Here is a 22,649-nt window from a genome sequence, read left to right on the forward strand (position 1 = left end):
GATAGCAACATGGATTTCAAGGGGTTTGCGTGCGTTGCCGCTCTGGCCTTGCTGGCAAGTACCAGCACCATCGCCGAAGAAGCGACAACCGAAGACGCGCGTGATGCGCTGGCCAAGAAGGATACCGACGCCGACAGCGCCAAGGCGCTGGAGCAGGTATTCCAGGCCGCCGAGAAGAGCTACACCCTGCTCAAGAAAGGTGAGCGCCAGCTGACCTACGGCTTCGACTACACCCTGATGCGCGACACCCGCCTGCAGGCCGTGCGCAGTGGCGAGAACGTCTACAGCGTGCTGGCCCAGAGCGAGGCGCAACACACCTTCACCAACTCGTTCACCTTCGACTATGGCATCTGGGACAACCTGACCTTCAGCATGCGCCTGCCGTTCGTGGCCAAGTACGACACCGAGCGCGACATCCATGCCTACAGCCTGGGCGACGTCTCCGCCACCCTGCGCTGGCAGCCCTGGGCCGCGCGCCGCGGCGCCCCGGTCACCACGCTCTACGCGACCCTCGGCCTGCCCACCGGCGATAGCCCGTACAAGGGCAACGTGCAGGATGACGTCTCCACCGGCAACGGCTTCTACAGCCTGGGCGCCGGCGCCAACATGTCCTACGTGATCGACCCCGTCGTGCTCTACGGCTCGCTGGGTTACACCTACAACATGAAGGTTGATGACATCCACCAGAACCAGTTCGGCGAGGAGCTGGAGAAGGTGGTGCCGGGTGACACGCTGAACTTCGCCATGGGTATGGCCTACGCGCTGTCCTACGACGTTTCCCTGGCCACCTCCTACCAGATGGCCTACTCGTTCAAGAACAAGTACTACTTCAACGACCGCACGGTCGAGGCGCCCGAGCAGACCAGCGCGATCATGAACTTCTCGCTCGGCCTGCGAACATCGCCGGACTACATCGTCAACGTGAACGCCGGTTTCGGTCTGACCGAAGACTCGCCGGATGTACTGCTGGGGGTTTCCCTTCCCCTGGATATCCAAGGCCTAAAAGCCCAGTAACCGACGAGCGACCACCACATGACTATGCGCATTTCGCCCCTCGCGGTGGCGATGGCAGGGGTAGGGTTTGGCTGGGCGACGCTCGCCAACGCCCAGCTCGCCAACGACCTGACCATCGGCAACCCCAAGGCCATGGCCATGGCCAACGCGGTCACGGCCGACTCCACCGGCATCGACGCGGTGCACTACAACCCTGCTGCCCTGACCAAGCTCAAGGGCCGCCAGACCCAGCTCAAGCTGATCACCGGGGTCATGGATATCCGCGCCGGTTTCAAGGCGCCGCCGGACTATGGTTCGTCCTCCTTCGGCCTGGACGACGACCCGGTGGCCGGTGAGAACAGCCGTACCCTGACTCCGACCATGTACCTGCCGGGCCTCGGCGGCATGACCGACATGCCGCTGCTGGTGGCGCCACTGGCCGGCCTGTCGATCAACCCGCCGGGCTCCAAGTTCACCTTCGCCACCAACGTCTACGCGCCCCAGGCGCTGGGCTATTCGCGCGACTCCGACAGCGACCCGGCACGCTACGAAGGCCGCCGCGTCTCGCTGCAGCGCATCACCTACTTCTCGCCCTCGGTGGGCTACGAGGTCAACGACGACCTGTCGGTGGGCCTGAGCATCGGCTTCTCCCACCAGGCGATGGCGCTGGATACCGACTTCCGCAACCCCGGCCTGCTCACCGGCCTGCTGCAGACCCTGCACGACACCACCTGCGTGCCGGGTGCGCAGGAGATCGTCGAGCTGGTGTTCAACGTCTGCGGCGGCCGCATCGGTCCCTACGACTCGCTGGCCAACCTCAAGCTGGACATGCAGCAGACCCTGTCGCCGAGCTTCAACCTGGGCGTGCTCTGGGAACCCTACGACTGGCTTGCCTGGGGCGCGACCTACCAGAGCGAGTCGCGCATGCACCTCAAGGGCAAGTACCGCGTCGACTACACCAAGGACTGGCAGGGCTTCTGGTCCGGCATGCAGAACTCGGTGTTCGGCGCCTTCCTCAGCCCGCTGTTCCCCTACGGCAACGCCGAGGAAGAGCACGGCGTGGCGACGCTGAACATGGTCAACCCGGACAGCTTCTCCACCGGCATCAAGGTGCGTCCGTTCGATAGGTGGCAGTTCAACTTCGACCTGAAGTGGACCGACTACAGCGACTGGAACAAGCTGGAAATCGAGTTCGACAAGGAGCTCGACCTGCTGCGCATCGCCAAGAACTTTGCGCCCAACGGCGCCACCGACCACAGCATCATCCTCGACCGCGGCTACCAGGACACCTGGAGCTATGCCATGGGCGTGCAGTACGACGTCAACGACCGCCTGCAACTGCGCGCCGGATACGAGTACCGTCCCTCGGCGATCCCCAAGGACAAGGCCGATGCCCTGGTGCCCATCGGCGACGCCGATCTCTACGGCCTGGGCCTGGGCTATCAGTGGGACAAGGACACGGTGATCGACCTGGGCTTCAACTACTTCGTCTCCAAGCAGAGCATCAAGGCGGGCACCAGTTGCAATCTGAACTGCACCGGCATCGACAACCTGGTGTACAACCCCTATGCCGGCCTCGACGTCAGCACCACGGTAAAGGCCTATGTGTTCGCCATGACTTACCGCACCACCTTCTGAGGGCAACAACATGAACAGGCTGACCCTCCTGATTTCCTGCGTCGCCGCCGTCGGCGTGGCGAGCGCATCGGCGCAGGCTGCCAGCGGTCGCTACCTGTCGTGGATCGACGACAGCGGCCAGGTGCATAACACCTTCGTCGATGCCAACTACGCCCAACAGCAGCGCCAGGCGGACAAGCGCATCGACCAGAGCGACCGCGCACGCTTGATCGACCTCAGCGCCACCCAGTGGCCGGGTGCCCGGCCGGCAGGGGAGAGCAAGCGCCGCTACTTCACCTGGGTGGACGCTCAGGGCAACCTGCAGAACAGCTTCTACGCCGCCGGCCAGGTAGCACCCGGCCGCGCGGATTACGTGCTGCCCAATGGTGAGCACTCTTCCGAGTACATCGACGCCGAGTCCTACGAGGATCGCGGCTTTGTCCGCAGTGAGAACGGCAACCCGTACTTCACCTGGGTCGACGACAAGGGGCAGGTGCGCAACTCGCCGATCACGGCGGAGCAGCGCGGGGCGATGTTTCGTCGGGGCGAGCAGGGTGGTAGCACTATCGCCTTTACCGAAGGCCGGCAGATCGACCTGAAGGGGCGCCCGAACAACCTGCCGGGGCTCGACGGCATGGGCGAGCAGACTGACGCCATGAAGGCGCTGCTCAAGGGCAGTGGCAAGACCCTGGACGACCTCTATGTCGACCTGCAGCGGCGTTGCTGCGATCAGATGGGCGACGGTGACTTCACCGAGCTGTCGGTGGAAGAACCGCGCTACGAGGAGCTGAACAAGTTCTCGCCGAGCTTCGATTTCCCCATGGGCAAGAGCTACTTCGTGGCAATGAAGCTACCCAGCTCACAACACGTCTACGGCTTGCGCGTGCGCAGCTTCGCAAACCACCAGGTGGTCTACCCGTCGCTGCTGTTCCTCGACGAGCAGAAGCGCCCGACGCGCCTGGTGAGTGACGCGGTGTACAAGCTCAACCCGGAGACCTGGTACCGCTATGCCTTCATCGAGGGGACAATCCCGGTGCGCGCCAACCAGGGTGAGCGTTACGTCCTGCTGCTCACTACCGACGAGGACCGCAGCCTGCAGACCCTCGACAACAAGCCCTACAAGCGACCGCTGGAAGACCTGGCGGTGAACGAGGCCGGGATGAAGGTGCGCGAGCACGGAGACCAGGGTGGGTTCGAGCTGGCCGTAGTGCGCTGAAGCAGTTCCGTAGGGCGGATAACCCGGAACGGGTTATCCGCCAGCCTCCACGGCGGATAACGCCGTTGGCGTGTTATGCGCCCTACGCGCTGTCCGCGAAATCAGATGACCATGAAAAAGCCCGGCGAATGCCGGGCTTTTTTGTGGGGCGGGGCGCCTCAGACTTCCTTCGGGTGCACATGACCGAAGAGCTGCTGGGAGAAGCGCACGCGCTCTTCCACCGTCTCCTTCACGCCCTTGGCTTCCAGCTCGGCGAGATGCGCCTCGACGGCATGGGTACGCAAGGTCAGGCCGCAGTCGTTGGCGATCTGGATGTTCAGGCCGGGGCGGGCATTGAGTTCGAGGATCAGCGGGCCCTTGTCCTGGTCCAGCACCATGTCCACGCCGATGTAGCCCAGGCCGCACAACTCGTAGCAGCCGGCAGCGAGCTTCATGAAGCCGTCCCAGTTGGGCAACTGCACGCCGTCCACCGCGTTGGTGGTGTCCGGGTGCTTGCTGATCTTGTTGTTCAGCCAGGTGCCGCGCAGGGTCAGGCCAGTGGCGAGGTCCACACCCACGCCGATGGCGCCCTGGTGCAGGTTGGCCTTGCCGTTGGACTGGCGGGTCGGCAGACGCAGCATCGCCATCACCGGGTAGCCCATCAGCACGATGATGCGGATGTCCGGTACACCTTCGTAGCTGATGCTCTTGAAGATCTGGTCCGGGGTCACCCGGTACTCGATCAGCGCGCGGTCACGGTGGCCGCCCAGGGAGTACAGGCCGGTGAGGATACTCGACAGCTGGTGCTCGATTTCCTCATGGCTGATGATCCGCCCGGAGACCGTCTTGTAGCGCTCCTCGAAGCGATCGGCGATCACCAGGATGCCGTCGCCGCCGGCGCCCTGCGCCGGCTTGATCACGAAGTCGCTGCGCTCGCCGATGATCTCCGGCAGGCGTTCGATCTCCTTCTCGGTGGAGATGATCCCGTACATTTCCGGTACGTGGATGCCCGCCTCGATGGCGCGCTGCTTGGTGATGATCTTGTCGTCGACGATCGGGTACAGGTGCCGCTGGTTGTACTTGAGCACGTAGTCCGCGTTGCGTCGGTTGATGCCCATGATGCCTTTGGCTTCCAGGGCTTTCCATCGCTTGATCAGGCCGAACATGGCTTAGTCCTTGAGGAAGGCTTTGAAGCGGAACAGTTCGGTCAGGCGGTAACCGCGGTAGCGACCCATCGCCAGCATGAACGACACCAGAATCAGCAGCACGGCCGGGAAGGTGAACACGAAGTACACCAGCTCCGGTACGCGCATCAGGATGTGCGCCAGGGCAGCGGCGAACAGGGTGCCGATGGCAGCCTTCATGGCGTGGGCGGCGCCGCGCTCTTCCCAGGTGATCGACAGGCGTTCGATGCTCATGGTCAGGATCACCATCGGGAACAGGGCGACCGACAGGCCGCTCTCGAAGCCGAGCTTGTGGCTGAGCAGGCTGATGGCGGCGATCATCACCACCACGAAGGTCAGCACCACCGACAGGCGTGGCAGCATCTGCAACTTCAGGTGTTCCAGGTACGAGCGTAGCGACAGGCCCAGCGCGGTGATCACGGTGAACAGGCCGATGCCCCACTGCAGGCCGGTCTCGCGGAAGGCCAGGGCGATCAGCACCGGGGTGAAGGTGCCCAGGGTCTGCAGGCCGATCAGGTTGCGCAGGATCAGGATCACCAGCACGCCGAACGGGATCATGATCATGATCTGGAAGGTCTGCTGGGTGGACAGCGGCAGGCCGTACAGCGAGTACTCGAGGAAGGCCGCGTCGGTGTTCTCGTCCGACAGCTTGGCCAGGCGGATGGCGTTCATCTCGCTGCTGTTGAGGCTGAAGCTGACCTGGGCCTTCTTGCCACCTTCGATGGACAGCAGGCTCTCGTCACCCAGCCACCAGATCAGGCGATCGTTGGGCAGGCCGCGCTCGCCGGTTTCCGGGTTGAAGTACAGCCATTCCTTGCCGTTGTAGCTGCGCAGCCAGAGTTCGGGCTGCTGCGGCTGGTTGGCGACCAGGCGGATGGTGTGCACGCGCTCCAGCGGCACATGGGCCACCGCGAGCAGGGTTTCGACCACATGCGAGCGCTTGTCCAGGCTGGTATCGCCGGCCAGCAGCAGCTTCACGTTGTCGTCATTGAGGTTGTTGGCACGCTTGATGGCTTCGCTGACGAAGGTCTCGACGTCCGCCGAGTGCTGGCGGATGGGCGCGATCAGGGCTTCGGCGGCGATCTTGTCCGGGCCTTCCAGGGGCAGGCTGTCGCGGAAGATCGGGCCCTTTTCCTTGGCCTTCTCGGTGGCGCCGGCATAGCGCTTGGTCAGCACCAGGCGGTAGTAGAGGGTCTGCTGGCCGCTGGCGCGGCGCGAGGACCAGGTCACCTTGCGGTTGCCGTCGGAGCGGTTGATGCCCACGCCGTAGTTGTTGGAGACGAAGCTCTCGTTGAGGCTGACGTAATCCTGGGCCAATGGCGGCACGAACATCTGCACCTTCACCGGAGTCTTCGGCGTGGCGACGAACTCGACCTTGGCGTCGATGTTCCACAGGTCGTCGGTCTCGGCCTCGGTCATGGGAATGCCGAGGACGAAGATCTGGTAGGCGGTGATCGCGACGCCCAGCGTCAGCAGGATGGCGATCAGGACCTTCAGATGCAGGGTAAGAGAGCGCATGGGATTACTCGGCAGGTTTCGCTACGGGTTGGCAGCCGGGCTTGCCGGCAGCGTATTTCAGGCTCGGGTCGACCAGGGCACCGAAGCGCTTGAGCGCGTCGGAGCCGATCAGAAGCGGGTATTGGAAGGCGCTGCGGTCGGTAAGGTTCACTTCGATGGTGCGCAGGGCCTTGCCCATGCACAGCTGAAGCTCGATGACCGGACGCGCGGTATAGGCCTTGCCTTCGTCAGGGTCGTAGTCGCCGTGGCGGCGCTTGATCTTGCTGATGCGCGCCAGGGGTTTCTCGATCGGCTGGCTGTCGGCGGTGTCGGTGGCCAGGTAGAACCGCACCCAGGTCTCGCCATCGCGCTTGAAGCGCTTGATGTCGCGGGCGCTGAGGGAGGCGGTCTTGGCACCGGTGTCGAGCTTGGCGGCCAGTTCGATGTCCAGGTCGTTGATCCGGGCGTATTCGTTCAGGCCATAGACGGTCTTGCCGGCAGCTGCGCTGATGCCGGGAAGCAGGAAGATGCTCAGGAAGAGGAGCAGGGCAGTGGGCTTGAGTCTCATGGGCCTTGATGAGTGAGTGGCCGCAAAGCCTTGAAAAGAAACGCCCCGGTCGTCACCCCAAATGGCTGTGGCCGGCATGCCGGCCGGCGTGGCCTGGTGACGCCAGGCAATAGCGCGCCGAATTCTATCATGTGGTTTTTCGCTGGCGACAGTCGGTTGGCGTGTTGGCAGGGTATTTGTTTCAGGCATATGACAGGGGCCTTGCGGGCCCGCCGAATGCCGGGCGAGCGGCGGGCTCTGCCAGAACCCGTCCGACTGCCAGGCGGCCGGGTGGGTTCAGTCACTCAGGGCTTTTCCTCCTCGGCGGTGACCTCGGTCCAGCTACTGTCCGGGTCGAAGCGGCTCATCTTCTTGGCAATCTTGTCGCTCTCCGGGCCGAGGTTCTTGGAGAAGATCTCGCCATCGTGGCTGATCATGAAGCTCATCACGCCGCTGTCGCCGTACTTCACCGGCCAGGCGATCAGGGCAAAGCCGCGGGTCATCCTGCCGCCGATCTTGTAGTCGTAGGCGCCACCGGGGGCCGAGGGGCCCTGGGCGGTGAGGATGCGGTAGTGGTAGCCATGCCAGCCGTCGCCCGGCAGGTCGTCGCCGAACAATGGGCCGAGCGGGCTTTCCTCGCCGCCGTCTTCTTCCGGCCAGTACAGACCGTCATGGTGCCCGTCGCTACTGACGAACTGCTGCGCGTACTCCAGGACGCCATCGCCGTTGCGGTCGACCTCGGCGTAGTCCATCTGCGCATCGTGGTACGCCTGCACGGCCTCCAGGGTCGACTCCTCGTTGCGGCCGATGCGGCGAATGCGGATTTCCTCGCCGCCGGCCTTGGCGTTGAAAGCCCAGCCGTTCTTGTCGTGGACGATCGGCAGGGGCAGGGTCCAGGGATCGTTGCCGACGACCAGATGGGCGAGGTGCGGGTTGTCCTTCTCGATCCGATGCTTGTCCTTGTAGTGGGCGAGGAAGGCGTCCACTTCATCCCGGTCGATGCCGGCGGTCGGTATATAGCTCTGCCAGTCCTTGCCCAGCAGGGCGGCCAGGCGTTCGGGATCGGCTTTTTCGGTGCCGAGCGCGGCGATGAAGGCGTCGGCGGCCGCGTCGGGGGTGGGGAAGCTGTCCTGGGCCAGCAGGCTGGCGGGCAGGGCGGCGAGGAGGGCGAGCGCCAGCAGGCGCGATGCGATGGGCATGGCTCGTCTCCTAGCGGCGCCGGCCGCCGCCGGAGGGCGCGCGGGCAGGACGTTGGACGGTGTGACCGGCGCGGGCGGCCTGCGGGCGGCTGGCGGCGGCGCGACTGGCTTGGCCGCGGTTGGCAACTTCGCGGGACTGTCTGGGGTTGTTGGCGCCGGCGAAGGCATTGTTGCGTGGGGCCTGGGTGCGGGCATGCTGCTGGCGCGCCTGTTCGCGGATCTGCTGGTTGTTCTGCGTCCGCGGCCGTTGCTGTGCCTGGTTGCTGCGGTTCTGCACCTGGCTCTGCGCACGCTGGCGGTTCTCCGGGGTACGGTTCAACTCGCGGGTGGCAGCCTGCGCCCGCTCACGGGCCTGGGCGTTGTCGCGGTTGCCTTGCTGCAGACGCTGCTGGGCTTGCGGGTTGTCCCGCAGGTCGCGGGTTGCCGCCTGGGCGCGCTCGCGGGCCTGGGCATTGTTCGCCGCCGGTGGGGCGATGCCGCGTTGGCTCAGGCTCTCCCTGGCTTTCGCGCGCTCCTGGGTGCGGGCCGAGTCGAACCCGCGCAGCGCATCGCGCTGCTCGCCCCCGGCCAGCCGGCGGTTGTACTGCTCGCGGCTGGCCGAGTCGCGGTAGGGCACGCCATTGCGGTAGGTCGGGTTGTGCTGCCACTTCGCCCGGTTGCCATTGACGTTGCCGGTGAAATCTCGATTCACATTCCGGTTCACGTTCCGGTTGCTGTTGAAGTTGTTGTAATGCTCGACGTCGACGTCGATGTCATGGTCGTCCCAATCACAATCGCCCCAGAGCGAACCGACGATGGCGACGCCCGCGCCGAACGCCAGGCCGGTGGCCAGCGCCGTGGCGACCGGGTATTCGGGCGGCGGCGGGTAATACACCGGCGGGCTGGCGGGATAGGGCCAGGAGCCGTAGACCTGCGTGGGGTTGTAGCTGGGCACATAGACCACCTGCGGATCGGTGGGCTCGATGATGATCGTCTGCGCCGCTGCCGGTTGCTGCACTACTACGGTGTCTCCACCGGAAGCGGGCTGCGCCGGTGCCGGCTGGGCGGCCGGCTTGATGGTCACGGTCTGCTGCTCGTTCGACTGCAGGTTGCCGGCGGCCTGGGCCTGGCGACGCAGGCGCTGGATGGAATCCATCATCGCATCGGGCTGGGCGAGGAAGGCATCGCCGACGCGTTGCACCCAGGCCGGGTCCTGCCCCAGCGTGGCGAGCACCAGGGGGAAGGCGACCAGCGACTGGACGCTGGGGTCCCAGGGTTGGTTGGCGACCTGTTTCACCGCGTCATCGCCTACCGCCTTGGGATTGGCCTTCGACCAGGCTGCGGCGTCGGCCACGTTACCGGGGTAGGTGGTGGCCATCAGCACCTGGGCCAGCAGCGAGTCGGGATACAGCGCCAGCGGCGCGAGCATCTGGTCCAGTTCCTCGACGCTGAACACCGCCTGCGAGGGCGCGGCAGCGGGCGCAGCCGGGGCGGCGGCTGGAGGCGGGGCAGGGGGCGCTGGCGGAGGAGGCGCTGTCGCGGCGGGCGGGCTGGCGGGTGGCGTGGCGGCCGTGGCGGTCTTGGCGACGGGCTTGTCGCCCGAATCGCAACCCGTCAATGCCAACAAGGCGACCAGAATCAGGTACTGACATTCTCGCATGGCGCTCTCCTGTGCCGGGAATGCCCGATCCGTGAAAACTGCCACGGGTAAAACGCGGGTTCAGAGAATGATAGGCGCCCGAATGAAAGGCTGCAGAAAGTCGAACGGCCGGTGATGCCGGCCGTCGGTTGGGGGATTTTTACGCGGTGGCCGGTTACTTTAGCCGGCGCTCGACGCCTTTCTCGACGAGGATCTTGGCGGAGATCTCCTCCACCGAGAAATGCGTCGAGTTGATGTAGGCGATGTTCTCGCGGCGGAACAGATTCTCCACCTCGCGAACCTCGAACTCACACTGGGCGAAGCTGGCGTAGCGGCTGTTGGGCTTGCGCTCGTGGCGAATGGCGGTGAGCCGGTCCGGGTCGATGGTCAGGCCGAACAGCTTGTGCTTGTAGGGCTTGAGCGCGTTGGGCAGTTGCAGGCGCTCCATGTCTTCTTCGGTCAGCGGGTAGTTCGCCGCGCGGATGCCGTATTGCAGGGCCATATAGAGGCAGGTGGGCGTCTTGCCGCAGCGCGAGACGCCGACCAGGATCAGGTCGGCCTTGTCGTAGTAGTGGGTGCGGGCGCCGTCGTCGTTGTCGAGGGCGAAGTTCACCGCATCGATCCGCTCCATGTAGTGCGGGTTATGGCCGATGCTGTGGGATTTTCCGACGGAATACGACGAGTCTGAGGATAATTCTTGCTCGAGCGGGGACAAAAAGGTCGAGAAGATGTCAATCATGAAACCGTTGGATTGCGCCAGGACCGAGCGGATCTCACGATTGACGATGGTATCGAAGATGATCGGTCTTGCCCCGTCCGCCTCCGCAGCCCGGTTGATTTGCTGTACCATGACGCGCGCCTTTTCTTCGGTATCGATGTAAGGTCGTGTCAGTTTGGTGAAGTTGATGTTCTCGAACTGCGCCAGAAGGCTCTGGCCGAGGGTTTCGGCAGTGATGCCGGTGCCGTCGGAGATGAAGAATGCAGTTCGTTTCATGTGCGCTGCGGGCCTTATAGGTAGGATCGAATCCTGGTTATGATAGGCCCCGCGTTTGCAAGGCCCTTTGCCGGGGCATTCTCACCCATTTTTCCGGCTCCGGCCAGACAGGGTGGGGCCGCACCGACTTGTATGACCTTTTCCAACACTTAGTGGAGAGATCACCTTGGTAGAGTACGTAGTTTCCCTCGATAAGCTCGGCGTCCACGATGTCGAACATGTGGGGGGCAAGAACGCATCCCTGGGCGAAATGATCAGCAACCTCGCCGGTGCCGGCGTTTCCGTACCGGGTGGCTTCGCCACTACCGCCCAGGCCTACCGTGACTTCCTCGACCAGAGCGGCCTGAACGATCGCATCCACGCGGCCCTCGACGCCCTGGACGTGGACGACGTCAACGCCCTGGCCAAGACCGGCGCGCAGATCCGCCAGTGGGTGATGGACGCCGAGTTCCCCGAGCGTCTGGATGCCGAGATTCGCAAGGCTTTCGCCGAGATGGCTGGCAGCAACGACAACATGGCCGTGGCCGTGCGTTCCTCCGCCACCGCCGAAGACCTGCCGGACGCTTCCTTCGCCGGCCAGCAGGAGACCTTCCTGAACATCCGCGGCGTGGACAACGTGATCCGCGCGGCCAAGGAAGTCTTCGCCTCCCTCTTCAACGACCGTGCCATTGCCTACCGCGTCCACCAGGGCTTCGACCACAAACTGGTCGCCCTGTCCGCCGGCGTGCAGCGCATGGTCCGCTCGGAAACCGGCACCGCCGGCGTGATGTTCACCCTGGACACCGAATCCGGTTTCCGTGACGTGGTGTTCATCACCGGCGCCTACGGCCTCGGCGAGACCGTGGTGCAGGGCGCGGTGAACCCCGACGAGTTCTACGTCCACAAGCCGACCCTGGAAGCCGGCCGCCCGGCCATCCTGCGTCGCAACCTGGGCAGCAAGGCGATCAAGATGATCTACGGCGACGAAGCCAAGGCCGGCAAATCGGTCAAGGTGGTCGACGTGGAGAAGGCCGACCGCGCCCGCTTCGCCCTGTCCGACGCCGAAGTGACCGAGCTGGCCAAGCAGGCCCTGATCATCGAGAAGCACTACGAGCGTCCGATGGACATCGAGTGGGCCAAGGACGGTGACGACGGCAAGCTGTACATCGTGCAGGCCCGTCCGGAAACCGTTAAGAGCCGTTCCAGCGCCAACGTGATGGAACGCTACCTGCTCAAGGAAAAAGGCAAGGTCCTGGTCGAAGGCCGCGCCATCGGCCAGCGCATCGGCGCCGGCCCGGTGAAGGTGATCCACGACGTTTCCGAGATGGACAAGGTCCAGCCGGGCGACGTGCTGGTCTCCGACATGACCGACCCGGACTGGGAACCCGTGATGAAGCGCGCCAGCGCCATCGTCACCAACCGTGGCGGCCGTACCTGCCACGCCGCGATCATCGCCCGTGAACTGGGTATCCCGGCAGTCGTCGGCTGTGGCAACGCCACCGCGGCGCTGAAGGATGGCCAGCGCGTGACCGTATCCTGCGCCGAAGGCGATACCGGCCTGATCTACGAAGGTGAACTGGGCTTCGACGTCCGCCAGAACTCGGTCGACGCCATGCCCGACCTGCCGTTCAAGATCATGATGAACGTCGGCAACCCGGATCGTGCCTTCGACTTCGCCCAGTTGCCGAATGAAGGTGTGGGCCTGGCCCGCCTGGAATTCATCATCAACCGCATGATCGGCGTGCATCCCAAGGCGCTGCTGAACTTCGCCAGCCTGCCGGCGGACATCAAGGAAAGCGTCGAGAAGCGCATCGCCGGCTACGACGATCCGGTCGGCTTCTACGTCGAGAAGCTGGTCGAGGGCGTCAGCACCCTGGCCGCGGCTTTCTGGCCGAAGAAGGTCATCGTGCGTCTGTCGGACTTCAAGTCCAACGAATACGCCAACCTCATCGGTGGCAAGCTCTACGAGCCGGAAGAAGAGAACCCGATGCTCGGCTTCCGTGGCGCCTCGCGCTACATCAGCGAATCCTTCCGCGACTGCTTCGAGCTCGAATGCCGCGCGATGAAGAAGGTCCGCAACGAGATGGGCCTGACCAACGTCGAGCTGATGGTGCCGTTCGTCCGTACCCTCGGTGAAGCCTCCCAGGTCGTCGACCTGCTGGCCACCAACGGCCTCAAGCGTGGCGAGAACGGCCTGCGCGTCATCATGATGTGCGAGCTGCCGTCCAACGCCCTGCTGGCCGACGAGTTCCTTGAGTTCTTCGACGGCTTCTCCATCGGCTCCAACGACCTGACCCAGCTGACCCTGGGCCTGGACCGTGACTCGGGCATCGTCGCGCACCTGTTCGACGAACGTAACCCGGCGGTGAAGAAGCTGCTGTCCAATGCCATCCAGGCGTGCAACCGCGCCGGCAAGTACATCGGCATCTGCGGCCAGGGCCCGTCGGACCACCCGGACCTCGCCAAGTGGCTGATGGAGCAGGGCATCGAGAGCGTGTCGCTGAACCCTGACTCGGTCCTCGACACCTGGTTCTTCCTCGCCGAAGGCCAGTCCTGACGGTTCCTTCTCCATCCTGAGAAGGGCGGGTGATTTCACCCGCCCTTTTTTATGCAAGCGATTCCATGCAAAGCAGCAGTCAACTCTTCCCCGTCGCGCTAGTCAGCGCGGAATTGCGCGGCGACCTCACCGAGGACGTCTACCGCCTCAAGCCGAACAACAGCCCGGACTCCAGCGTCGAGCTGGCGGTCACCCGTCTCGGTCGCCCCGAAGGGCGGCGTGGCGTGCCGGTGATCCTGTTGCACGGCAGCTTCTCCAACCGCCGCTTCTGGTTCTCGCCCAAGGGTATTGGCCTGGGTGCGTATCTGGCGCGTGCCGGCTTCGATGTCTGGATCGCCGAGATGCGCGGGCATGGCCTGTCGCCCCGTAACGCTGACTACGATCGCAATCGTGTCGCCGACTACGCACGTTTCGACCTGCCGGCCATTGCCAATTTCGTGGTCGAGCAGAGCGGCCAGGCGCCGCATTGGGTCGGGCACTCTCTGGGCGGCGTCACCCTGGCTGCCGCGCTGGGCGGCGGCTACCTGGATGAGCAGCAGGCCGCCAGCGCGGCGCTGTGCGGTAGCCAGATCAGCCGTACCTACTGGCCGCTGAAGCTACCGCCCGTGGCCTGGGGCGGGCGCTTGCTGCTCAAACGCATGGGCGGGCTGTCCGGTTCGCGCCTGAAACGCGGGCCGGAGGACGAGCCGTTGGGGCTCGCCCTCGAGGCCCTGCACTGGTACAGCCTGTTCGGCCGCTTCGGCGAGAAGGACAACGACTGGTGGGGCGGTTTGCAGAAGGTTTCCCTGCCGGTGCTGGCCATCGGCTCCGATGGCGATATCCAGGACCCGGCCTGGGCCTGTCGCAAGTTGCTGGAGCAGTTCGGCTCCGAGATCCGGCAGTTCCTGCACCTGGGACGGCGCCAGGGCTTCTCGGAAGATTTTGGTCACATCGAGATGCTGATCAGCAAGGGCGCGCAGCGTGAGGTCTGGCCACTGCTGCAATACTGGCTGGAGCACAGCGGCTTGCCGGAAGGGCAGGGCGCTCTGGCGCAGGCTTGAGCTTGGCGTGGCAGGGAGTAGACTGTGACGCCATTGCGGCTTTCGGTCACATCCAGGCCTGAAACCCTGCCGGATTTCATCAAGAGGAGCTTCTCCATGCATTACGTCACCCCCGATCTGTGCGATGCCTACCCGGAGCTGGTCCAGGTCGTCGAGCCGATGTTCAGCAACTTCGGCGGACGGGACTCCTTCGGTGGCGAGATCGTCACCATCAAGTGCTTCGAGGACAACTCGCTGGTCAAGGAGCAGGTCGAGAAGGACGGCAAGGGCAAGGTGCTGGTGGTCGACGGCGGCGGCTCGCTGCGCCGTGCACTGCTGGGTGACATGCTGGCCGAGAAGGCCGCTAAGAGCGGCTGGGAAGGCATCGTGGTGTACGGCTGCATCCGTGACGTCGACGTGATCGCGCAGACCGATCTGGGCGTGCAGGCGCTGGCCAGCCACCCGATGAAGACCGACAAGCGCGGTATCGGCGACCTCAACGTGGCCGTGACCTTCGGCGGCATCACCTTCCGCCCGGGCGAGTTCGTCTATGCCGACAACAACGGCATCATCGTCTCGCCTAAAGCGTTGAAAATGCCGGAATAATTCGAACCTTCCAGCTGAAGTTCGGGTCAATGCCGGGAGCGAAAGCTTCCGGCATTTTTCATGGGGCCTCGCGCAAGCGACCTTGAGCGAAGGAAAAGGGCATGCAGCAGTACGAGAGCGGCACGGAACGCGGACTGATCGACGGCTTCGTGCTGGACGGCCACGGTGGTGGCCGGCGGATCACCCGGAGCGAATTGCCGCTGCTGGATCTCAAGCCCGAGGAAAGCCTCTGGGTGCATTGGGATCGCGGTGTGCCCGAAGCCCAGTCCTGGCTGCGCGAATCCAGCGGTCTGAACGAATTCGCCTGCGACCTGCTGCTGGAAGAGGCCACCCGCCCGCGCCTGGTCGACCTGGGGGGTGAGCGCCTGCTGCTGTTCCTGCGCGGGGTCAACCTGAACCCCGGTGCGGTACCTGAGGACATGGTCTCGCTGCGGGTCTATGCCGAGTCGCAGCGGGTGATTTCCCTGCGTCTGCGTCCGCTCAAGGCGGTGGCCGACCTGCGCGCCGACCTGGATGCCGGCACCGGCCCGAAGACGGCCTCGGAAGTGGTGCTGTACCTCGCCCACTACCTCACCGACCGCGTCGATACCCTGATCGGCGGCCTGGCTGATCAGCTCGACGCGATGGAAGAGGCCATCGAAGAAGACGAGCGCAGCATTCCCGACCAGCACCAGCTGCGCACCCTGCGGCGACGTGCCGCGGGATTGCGCCGTTACCTGGCGCCGCAGCGGGAAATCTACTCGCAGATGGTCCGGTTCAAGGCGTCCTGGACGGTGGCCGACGACGCCGACTACTGGAACGAGCTCTACAACCGCCTGACCCGCAACCTGGAAGAACTGGAGCTGGTGCGCGAGCGCATCAGCCTGATCCAGGAAGCCGAACATCGTCGAATTACCGAGCGGATGAACCGCACCATGTACCTGCTTGGTATCATTACCGGCTTTTTCCTGCCCATGAGCTTCGTGACCGGTCTCCTGGGCATCAACGTCGGCGGCATTCCCGGCTCCAGTGCACCCTACGGCTTCGCCGTGGCCTGCCTGGTAATCCTCGGGATAGTGGCTTTCCAATGGTGGATATTCCGCCGCATGCGTTGGCTCTAGGTGTGACTTTTGAGGTGGTGGGGGCGTCAAGCACCTCACACAGGCGAGGTGCGTATGCACGACCCATTTGAAGAATCCTTGCGCGATCTGCTGCGAATGCCCCCGGAACAGCCGGGAGACGATTCGCGCCTGGATCGCGTCCTGAAGACCGCCAACCGCCAGGTAGGCGCGGGCGATCTGTTCAGCCTGATGGGGCACTGGTTCCAGGCCCTGTCCATTGGTGTGAGCCGTGGCGCCGCGCACCTTGCACCCGTCTCGCGCCACGCGCAGAATTCCGCCCCTTCCGCTGACAAGGCCGACTGAACATGCAATTCGACATCTGGACGCAAAGCCTGCTCACCGCCATGAACACCCTGTGGGGCAAGCTGGCCGGGTTCATCCCGAACCTGCTCGCCGCGCTGGTGATCGTGCTGCTCGGCTTCGTCGTCGCCAAACTGCTCGATGCGCTGATCTCCAAGCTGCTGGCCAAGCTCGGCCTCGACCGCCTCATGGCGGGTACCGGCCTGACCAAGCTGCTGGCTCGTGCCGGCATCCAGGTGCCGGTCTCGACCCTGATTGGCAAGATCATCTACTGGTTCGTGCTGCTGGTATTCCTCGTCTCCGCGGCGGAGTCCCTCGGTCTGCAGCGCGTCTCGGCAACCCTGGACATGCTCGCGCTGTACCTGCCCAAGGTGTTCGGCGCGGCGCTGGTGCTGATCGTCGGCATCCTGCTCGCCCAACTGGCCAACAGCCTGGTGCGCGGCGCGGCCGATGGTGTCGGCCTGGAATACGCCAACGGTCTGGGCCGCGTTGCCCAGTGGCTGGTCATCATCATCAGCATCTCGGTGGCTATCGGCCAGCTCGAGGTCAAGACCGACCTGCTGAACTACATCATCGCCATCGTGCTGATCACCATCGGCCTGGCTGCCGCCCTGGCCCTGGGCCTGGGCAGCCGTGAGGTGGCAGGGCAGATCATCGCGGGTATTTACGTGCGGGAGCTGTATCAGGTCGGACAACAGGTGAAAGTGGCTGATGTCGAAGGCATCATCGAGGAAATTGGTACCATCAAGACTATCCTGCTGACAGACGAGGGTGAGCTGGTGTCGATCGCCAACCGCATCCTGCTCGATCAGCGTGTAACCAGTCGCTGAAGATGATGACCGATTACCGGTACGGCTTCCTGAAAGCCGCGCCGGACGCTGACTTGACCTGGCCCGACCCGACTTGAACAAGCCGCAATCACTGTCCTTGCGCTATGACCCGCGCCAGCTCACCGACGAGGAGCTGGTGGAGCGTTCCCACGAGGAGCTCTACCACGTGACGCGGGCCTATGAAGAGCTGATGCGCCGATACCAGCGCACGCTGTTCAACGTCTGCGCGCGCTATCTGGGCAACGACCGGGACGCCGATGATGTGTGTCAAGAGGTCATGCTCAAGGTGCTGTATGGTCTGAAGAACTTCGAGGGAAAGTCGAAGTTCAAGACCTGGCTGTACAGCATCACTTACAACGAGTGCATTACCCAGTATCGGAAGGAACGGCGCAAACGCAGATTGCTCGATGCGCTGAGTCTGGATCCAGTCGAGGAAGCCTCTGAAGAGAAGGCTCCGAAAGTCGAAGAACGGGGTGGACTAGACCGCTGGCTAGTTCATGTCAATCCCATTGATCGGGAAATCCTCGTGCTTCGATTTGTTGCGGAACTGGAGTTCCAGGAGATCGCCGACATCATGCACATGGGGCTTAGCGCCACAAAGATGCGCTACAAACGTGCACTCGATCGAATGAGAGAAAAGTTTTCGAATGTGACGGAATCTTAGTCCGGGAAATATTGTCTCTCTGTTTGGCAAGTTCTGATAAACTTGCCACCCAAGTTGTACGGCCTATGGTTAGGACAACTTATTGACCACCAAGATGGGGATTTAACGGATGAAACTGAAGAACACCTTAGGCGTCGTAGTTGGCTCGCTGATCGCCACCGCCGCTGTCAATGCCTTCGCTCAAGGCCAGGGCGCCGTCGAAGTCGAAGCATTCGGCAAGCGCTACTTCACCGACAGCACCCGCAACATGAAGAACGCGGACCTGTACGGCGGCTCCGTTGGTTACTTCCTGACCGACGACGTCGAGCTGGCTCTGTCCTACGGTGAGTACCACGACGTACGTGGCACCTACGAGACCGGCAACAAGAAGGTCCATGGCAACCTGAGCACTCTGGACGCCATCTACCACTTCGGCACTCCGGGTGCTGGCAACCTGCGTCCGTACGTTTCCGCCGGCGTTGGCCACCAGAGCCTGACCAACATCAACTCCGACAACGGTGGTCGTCAGAACCTGACCATGGCCATGGTCGGTACCGGTCTGAAGTACTACTTCACCGAAAACTTCTACGCCAAAGCCAGCCTCGACGGTCAGTACGGCCTGGAGAAGCGTGAGAACGGTCACCAGGGCGAGTGGATGGCTGGCCTGGGCGTCGGCATGAACTTCGGCGGCGGCGCCAAGCCGGCCCCGGCTCCCGAGCCGGTTGCTGAAGTCTGCTCCGACTCCGACAACGACGGCGTCTGCGACAACGTCGACAAGTGCCCGAACACCCCGGCCAACGTCACCGTTGACGCCAACGGCTGCCCGGCTGTTGCTGAAGTCGTTCGCGTTCAGCTGGACGTGAAGTTCGACTTCGACAAGTCCAAGGTTAAAGAGAACAGCTACGCTGACATCAAAAACCTGGCTGACTTCATGAAGCAGTACCCGTCCACCTCCACCACCGTTGAAGGCCACACCGACTCCGTCGGCACCGACGCCTACAACCAGAAGCTGTCCGAGCGTCGTGCCAACGCCGTTCGTGACGTACTGGTCAACGAGTACGGTGTTGAAGGCGGCCGCGTAAACGCTGTTGGTTACGGTGAGTCCCGTCCGGTTGCTGACAACGCAACCGCCGAAGGCCGCGCTGTTAACCGCCGCGTAGAAGCCGAAGTGGAAGCCCAAGCCAAGTAATTGGTCTGAGCTGACGAGAAAAACCCGGCCTAGGCCGGGTTTTTCTTTGCCTGCAGGAAAGTGAATCTCAGGCGGTGCGGGCCAGGATTGCCTGCTGCGCAGCGGCGGCGACTTCGCCGATCACCAGGATTGCCGGACTCTTCAGGGCAAAACTCTGGGCGTCTTCCAGCAGGTCGCCCAACTGGCTGCGGTATTCGCGTTGGGCGGGCAGGGATGCGTTCTCGATCATCGCCACCGGCGTGCCGGCCGCCATGCCGCCTTCGAGCAGTCCGTCGCGGATTTCCGCCAGTTTCGCCACGCCCATGTACACCACCAGCGTTGTTCCGCCTTCGGCCAGGCCGCGCCAGTTCAGCGGGCTGTCGTCCTGGGTGTGTGCGGTCACCAGGGTCACACCCCGGCTGACACCACGCAGGGTTACGGAGATGCCGCACTGAGTCGCTGCTGCCAGCCCGGCAGTGATGCCGTTGACCAACTCACAATCGATGCCCCGCGCAATCAGCCAGTCAGCTTCTTCGCCGCCACGGCCGAAGATGCACGGGTCGCCGCCTTTCAGACGTGCGACGCGGCGCCCCTGGCGGGCGTAGCGCAGCATCAGGCGGTGGATAAAGTCCTGCGGGGTGGAGCGGCAGCCGCCGCGTTTCCCGACGCAAATCACTCGCGCCGAAGGGCAGTGCTCCAGCACCGCCGGATTCACCAGGTCGTCGATGAGCACCACGTCGGCCTGGGCCATGGCCCGGACGGCCTTCAGGGTCAGCAGTTCCGGGTCGCCGGGGCCGGCGCCGATCAGCCAGACTTTTCCACTCATGTCGTTCTCCTCAGGCTGCCGTCTTCGCGGCTTGATTCAGGCGGTAGCGGCCAGTGGCTTCTGAGCCAGCAGGCGCTTGATTTCCGGTACGCAGGAGCCGCAGGCGGTCCCGCACTTGAGTTCGCATTTGAGGCCTTCCAGGTCCAGGCCCTTGTCGATCCCGGCCTGGATGCGGCTCTGGCTGACGTTCAGGCAGTTGCACAGCGTCTTGTCCGCCGCCGCGCCGGCTTTACCCGGGGCGGCGCTGAGCGGGGCGAGCAGCCAGCGGCGCAGCTCCTGGTCGGCGCGGCCTTCCTTCCACAATTCGCGCAGCCAGGCGCGGGCGGCGGTTTCGCCAGCCAGGCGCAGCGAGACGATTCGCGATTGTTCGATACGCACGCGTTTGCCGACGGTGCGGCGCGGGTCGTCATAGGCCATGACCGGACCGTCGCCGAGGTCGAGCAGGGCGTCGATGCGGGCCAGCCAGTCCGCGCTGGGCGCTTCGTGGTGTGCGGCACGGATCACCAGTGCCGGGCGTTCACGGCCGGTGGGGCTGAAGCTGGCGTAGCGCAGGTCTTCGAACAGCGGGCGCAGGGCGTCGAAGCGCTTCTGCACCTCACCTTCCACCAGCGCGAAGAACTGCCAGGGCAGCTCGATGCGGCTGACTTCCACCGTGGCGTGCTTCAGCTCGGGCTGGCGCGACAGCGGGTCCACCGCCGGCAGGGTCAGCACGTTGATGCCCAGGCCCTTGAGGAAGCGGTCGCCCCAGTGCATCGGCAGGAAGGCCTGGCCGGGACGCAGGCGGTCGTCGGCTTGCACCGGCAGCACCAGTTCGCCACGGCGACTGTGCAGGCGAACCAGTTGGCCGTCGCTGATGCGCCGGCGGCGCAGCTCGTCCGGGTGCAGGCCGAGCACGGCTTCTTCCACGTGGCCGAACAGTTGCGGCGCGGTGCCGGTACGGGTCATGCCATGCCACTGATCGCGCAGGCGGCCGGTGTTGAGGATCAGCGGGTAACGTGCATCGCGCTTTTCCTTCGGTGCTCGGTAGGGCTCGGCGATCAGTCGCGCGCGGCCATTGGCGGTGGGGAACTGTCCGTCGCCATACAGGCGCTCGGTACCCTGGGTTGCACCGGCCCGGAAGGGCCATTGCTGCGGGCCACGGGTGTCCAGCAGGGCGTAGTCGACGCCGGACAGATCAAGATCACGATCACGGGTCAGCAGCTTGAATTCGTCGAACAGCGAGGACGGCGAATCGAAGTCGAACAGGCTGTTTTCGCCGGGGCGCAAGCGCTGCTCGAGGCGGCGGGCGAAGTCGCAGACGATGTTCCAGTCCGCCCGCGCTTCGCCGATGGCCGGGATGGCCGGGCGCACGTGGCTGATGCGGCGTTCGGAGTTGGTCACCGTGCCTTCCTTCTCGCCCCAGCTGGCGGCCGGCAGCAGCAGGTCGGCGTACTGGCAGGTCTCGCTGGTGGTGAAGGCTTCCTGGACGATGACGAAGGGGCAGGCGGCCAGGGCTTCGCGCACGCGGGTCTGGTCCGGCAGTGATTGGGCCGGGTTGGTGCAGGCGATCCACAGGGCCTTGATGCGCCCGTCGCGTACTGCGTCGAAGAGTTCGATGGCGCTCAGGCCGGGGTTCTCCGGCAGTTGTTCGACACCCCAGTAATCAGCCACTTCGGCACGGTGTTCGGCGTTGGCCGCCTCGCGGTGGCCGGGCAGCAGGTTGGACAGGCTGCCAGTCTCGCGGCCGCCCATGGCATTGGGTTGGCCGGTGAGGGAGAAGGGGCCGGCACCGGGTCGGCCGATCTGCCCGGTGGCCAGGTGCAGGTTGATCAGCGCACTGTTCTTCGCGCTGCCGGCGGTGGACTGGTTCAGCCCCATGCACCAGAGCGAGAGGAAGGAGGGCGACTGGCCGATCCACTGGGCCGCGCGCTGCAGGTCATCGACGGCGATGCCGCAGATTTCCGCCACGGCCAGCGGACCGTAGTCCCGCACCAGGGCCTTGAGTTCATCCAGGCCGTCGGTGTGGGCGTCGATGAAGGCGCGGTCGGTCCAGCCTTCCCAGAGCAGGATGTGCAGGATGCCGTGGAACAGCGCAACGTCGGTGCCGGGCAGGATCGCCAGGTGCAGGTCGGCCTGCTCCGCGGTGTCGGTGACGCGCGGATCGATGACGATCAGCTTCATCTCCGGGCGACGTGCGCGGGCCTCTTCCAGACGGCGGAACAGTACCGGGTGGGCGTAGGCCATGTTGCTGCCGGCGATCATCACGCAGTCGGCCAGCTCGATGTCCTCGTAGCTGCAGGGCGGGGCGTCGGCGCCCAGGCTGCGCTTGTAGCCGACCACCGCCGAGGACATGCACAGGCGCGAGTTGCTGTCGATGTTGTTGGTGCCGACCAGGGCGCGGGCGAGCTTGTTGAAGGCGTAGTAGTCCTCGGTCAGCAGCTGGCCGGAGACGTAGAAGGCCACGCTGTCCGGCCCGTGCTCGCGGAGGGTTTCGGCGAAGACGCCGGCGGCATGCTCCAGTGCGGTGTCCCAGTCGGTGCGGGCGCGTGACAGTCCCTTGCCCAGGCGCAGCTCCGGGAATTGCGCGCGGGCGTCCGCGTCGCCGGTGAGGTGCAGGGTCGAGCCCTTGCTGCACAGGCGGCCGAAGTTGGCCGGATGCTGCGGGTCGCCCTGTACGCCGAGGATGCGCTCGTCGTCGTGCTCGATCAGTACACCGCAACCCACGCCGCAGTAGCAGCAGGTGGAGGCAGTAGTGCGACGGTTGTGGGTCATGGCGCAGCCTCGCTCTGAATCGGAAG

19 protein-coding genes are annotated in these 22,649 nt (G+C 64.5%); 11 read left to right on the forward strand and 8 right to left on the reverse strand.

Annotated features, from left to right (window positions below; translation table 11 throughout):
* The first annotated feature begins 9 nt into the window (after positions 1-9).
* The 3 genes from IB261_RS10405 to IB261_RS10415 are packed head-to-tail and all read left to right on the forward strand — an operon-like array spanning position 10 to position 3,826.
* Entirely contained in the window at positions 10-1,014 is a 1,005-nt protein-coding gene (locus IB261_RS10405) for a transporter (protein ID WP_081520583.1), read from the forward strand.
* An 18-nt stretch (positions 1,015-1,032) separates the two neighbouring features.
* A complete protein-coding gene (locus IB261_RS10410) occupies positions 1,033-2,631 on the forward strand; it encodes an outer membrane protein transport protein (RefSeq protein ID WP_139791695.1) in 1,599 nt (532 codons plus the stop codon).
* A 10-nt stretch (positions 2,632-2,641) separates the two neighbouring features.
* Complete coding sequence (locus tag IB261_RS10415) at positions 2,642-3,826, forward strand: MalM family protein (RefSeq protein ID WP_192222947.1); 1,185 nt, start codon at positions 2,642-2,644, stop codon at positions 3,824-3,826.
* Positions 3,827-3,984: 158 nt separating this feature from the next.
* Here IB261_RS10415 and IB261_RS10420 read toward each other — a convergent pair whose 3' ends face one another.
* The 6 genes from IB261_RS10420 to ppsR form a co-directional block, all read right to left on the reverse strand.
* Positions 3,985-4,971 carry an alpha-L-glutamate ligase-like protein gene (locus IB261_RS10420; RefSeq protein ID WP_081520580.1) on the reverse strand — a complete coding sequence of 329 codons (987 nt, stop codon included), beginning with the start codon at positions 4,969-4,971 and terminating at the stop codon, positions 3,985-3,987.
* A 3-nt stretch (positions 4,972-4,974) separates the two neighbouring features.
* Positions 4,975-6,507, reverse strand: a complete 1,533-nt coding sequence (gene rloB, locus IB261_RS10425; RefSeq protein ID WP_081520579.1) for an osmotic stress tolerance membrane protein RloB — start codon at positions 6,505-6,507, stop codon at positions 4,975-4,977.
* Positions 6,508-6,511: 4 nt separating this feature from the next.
* Entirely contained in the window at positions 6,512-7,054 is a 543-nt protein-coding gene (gene rloA / locus IB261_RS10430; protein ID WP_081520578.1) for a retropepsin-like aspartic peptidase RloA, read from the reverse strand.
* A 284-nt stretch (positions 7,055-7,338) separates the two neighbouring features.
* Positions 7,339-8,232 (reverse strand): DUF2950 domain-containing protein, encoded by an 894-nt coding sequence (locus IB261_RS10435; RefSeq protein WP_192383177.1) that lies wholly within the window; start codon positions 8,230-8,232, stop codon positions 7,339-7,341.
* Positions 8,233-8,242: 10 nt separating this feature from the next.
* A complete protein-coding gene (locus IB261_RS10440) occupies positions 8,243-9,871 on the reverse strand; it encodes a DUF3300 domain-containing protein (RefSeq protein WP_192383176.1) in 1,629 nt (542 codons plus the stop codon).
* 154 nt (positions 9,872-10,025) lie between these two features.
* Positions 10,026-10,844 carry a posphoenolpyruvate synthetase regulatory kinase/phosphorylase PpsR gene (ppsR, locus tag IB261_RS10445; protein ID WP_017516884.1) on the reverse strand — a complete coding sequence of 273 codons (819 nt, stop codon included), beginning with the start codon at positions 10,842-10,844 and terminating at the stop codon, positions 10,026-10,028.
* A gap of 166 nt (positions 10,845-11,010) precedes the next feature.
* Between ppsR and ppsA the strand changes: the two genes are divergently transcribed.
* The 8 genes from ppsA (at position 11,011) to IB261_RS10485 (ending at position 19,067) form a co-directional block, all read left to right on the forward strand.
* A complete protein-coding gene (gene ppsA / locus IB261_RS10450; RefSeq protein WP_081516449.1) occupies positions 11,011-13,380 on the forward strand; it encodes a phosphoenolpyruvate synthase in 2,370 nt (789 codons plus the stop codon).
* A 65-nt stretch (positions 13,381-13,445) separates the two neighbouring features.
* Entirely contained in the window at positions 13,446-14,420 is a 975-nt protein-coding gene (locus IB261_RS10455) for an alpha/beta fold hydrolase (protein ID WP_192222950.1), read from the forward strand.
* A gap of 96 nt (positions 14,421-14,516) precedes the next feature.
* The gene (gene rraA, locus IB261_RS10460) at positions 14,517-15,005 is read left to right on the forward strand and encodes a ribonuclease E activity regulator RraA (protein ID WP_024765711.1); all 489 of its coding nucleotides are present in this window, start codon (positions 14,517-14,519) and stop codon (positions 15,003-15,005) included.
* A 101-nt stretch (positions 15,006-15,106) separates the two neighbouring features.
* Positions 15,107-16,105: a divalent cation transporter CmaX gene (gene cmaX, locus IB261_RS10465; protein WP_081516451.1), complete on the forward strand. Its 999-nt coding sequence runs from the start codon at positions 15,107-15,109 to the stop codon at positions 16,103-16,105.
* Between the two features lie 54 nt (positions 16,106-16,159).
* Positions 16,160-16,408 (forward strand): hypothetical protein, encoded by a 249-nt coding sequence (locus IB261_RS10470; protein WP_017516812.1) that lies wholly within the window; start codon positions 16,160-16,162, stop codon positions 16,406-16,408.
* Between the two features lie 2 nt (positions 16,409-16,410).
* Positions 16,411-17,235 carry a mechanosensitive ion channel family protein gene (locus IB261_RS10475; protein WP_081516452.1) on the forward strand — a complete coding sequence of 275 codons (825 nt, stop codon included), beginning with the start codon at positions 16,411-16,413 and terminating at the stop codon, positions 17,233-17,235.
* 73 nt (positions 17,236-17,308) lie between these two features.
* Positions 17,309-17,899 (forward strand): RNA polymerase sigma factor SigX, encoded by a 591-nt coding sequence (gene sigX / locus IB261_RS10480; RefSeq protein WP_045208526.1) that lies wholly within the window; start codon positions 17,309-17,311, stop codon positions 17,897-17,899.
* Positions 17,900-18,008: 109 nt separating this feature from the next.
* On the forward strand, positions 18,009-19,067 hold the full coding sequence (locus tag IB261_RS10485; RefSeq protein WP_081516453.1) for an OmpA family protein: 1,059 nt from the start codon (positions 18,009-18,011) through the stop codon (positions 19,065-19,067).
* 67 nt (positions 19,068-19,134) lie between these two features.
* On the opposite strand, the gene cobA is transcribed toward IB261_RS10485, so the two are convergent.
* Positions 19,135-19,872 carry a uroporphyrinogen-III C-methyltransferase gene (gene cobA / locus IB261_RS10490; RefSeq protein ID WP_192383175.1) on the reverse strand — a complete coding sequence of 246 codons (738 nt, stop codon included), beginning with the start codon at positions 19,870-19,872 and terminating at the stop codon, positions 19,135-19,137.
* A 36-nt stretch (positions 19,873-19,908) separates the two neighbouring features.
* The gene (locus IB261_RS10495; protein WP_192383174.1) at positions 19,909-22,623 is read right to left on the reverse strand and encodes a nitrate reductase; all 2,715 of its coding nucleotides are present in this window, start codon (positions 22,621-22,623) and stop codon (positions 19,909-19,911) included.
* Positions 22,624-22,649: the final 26 nt, after the last annotated feature.

Origin of the sequence: Pseudomonas sp. PDM20 (assembly GCF_014852575.3) — a bacterium.
In the GTDB taxonomy this organism is placed as follows: domain Bacteria; phylum Pseudomonadota; class Gammaproteobacteria; order Pseudomonadales; family Pseudomonadaceae; genus Pseudomonas.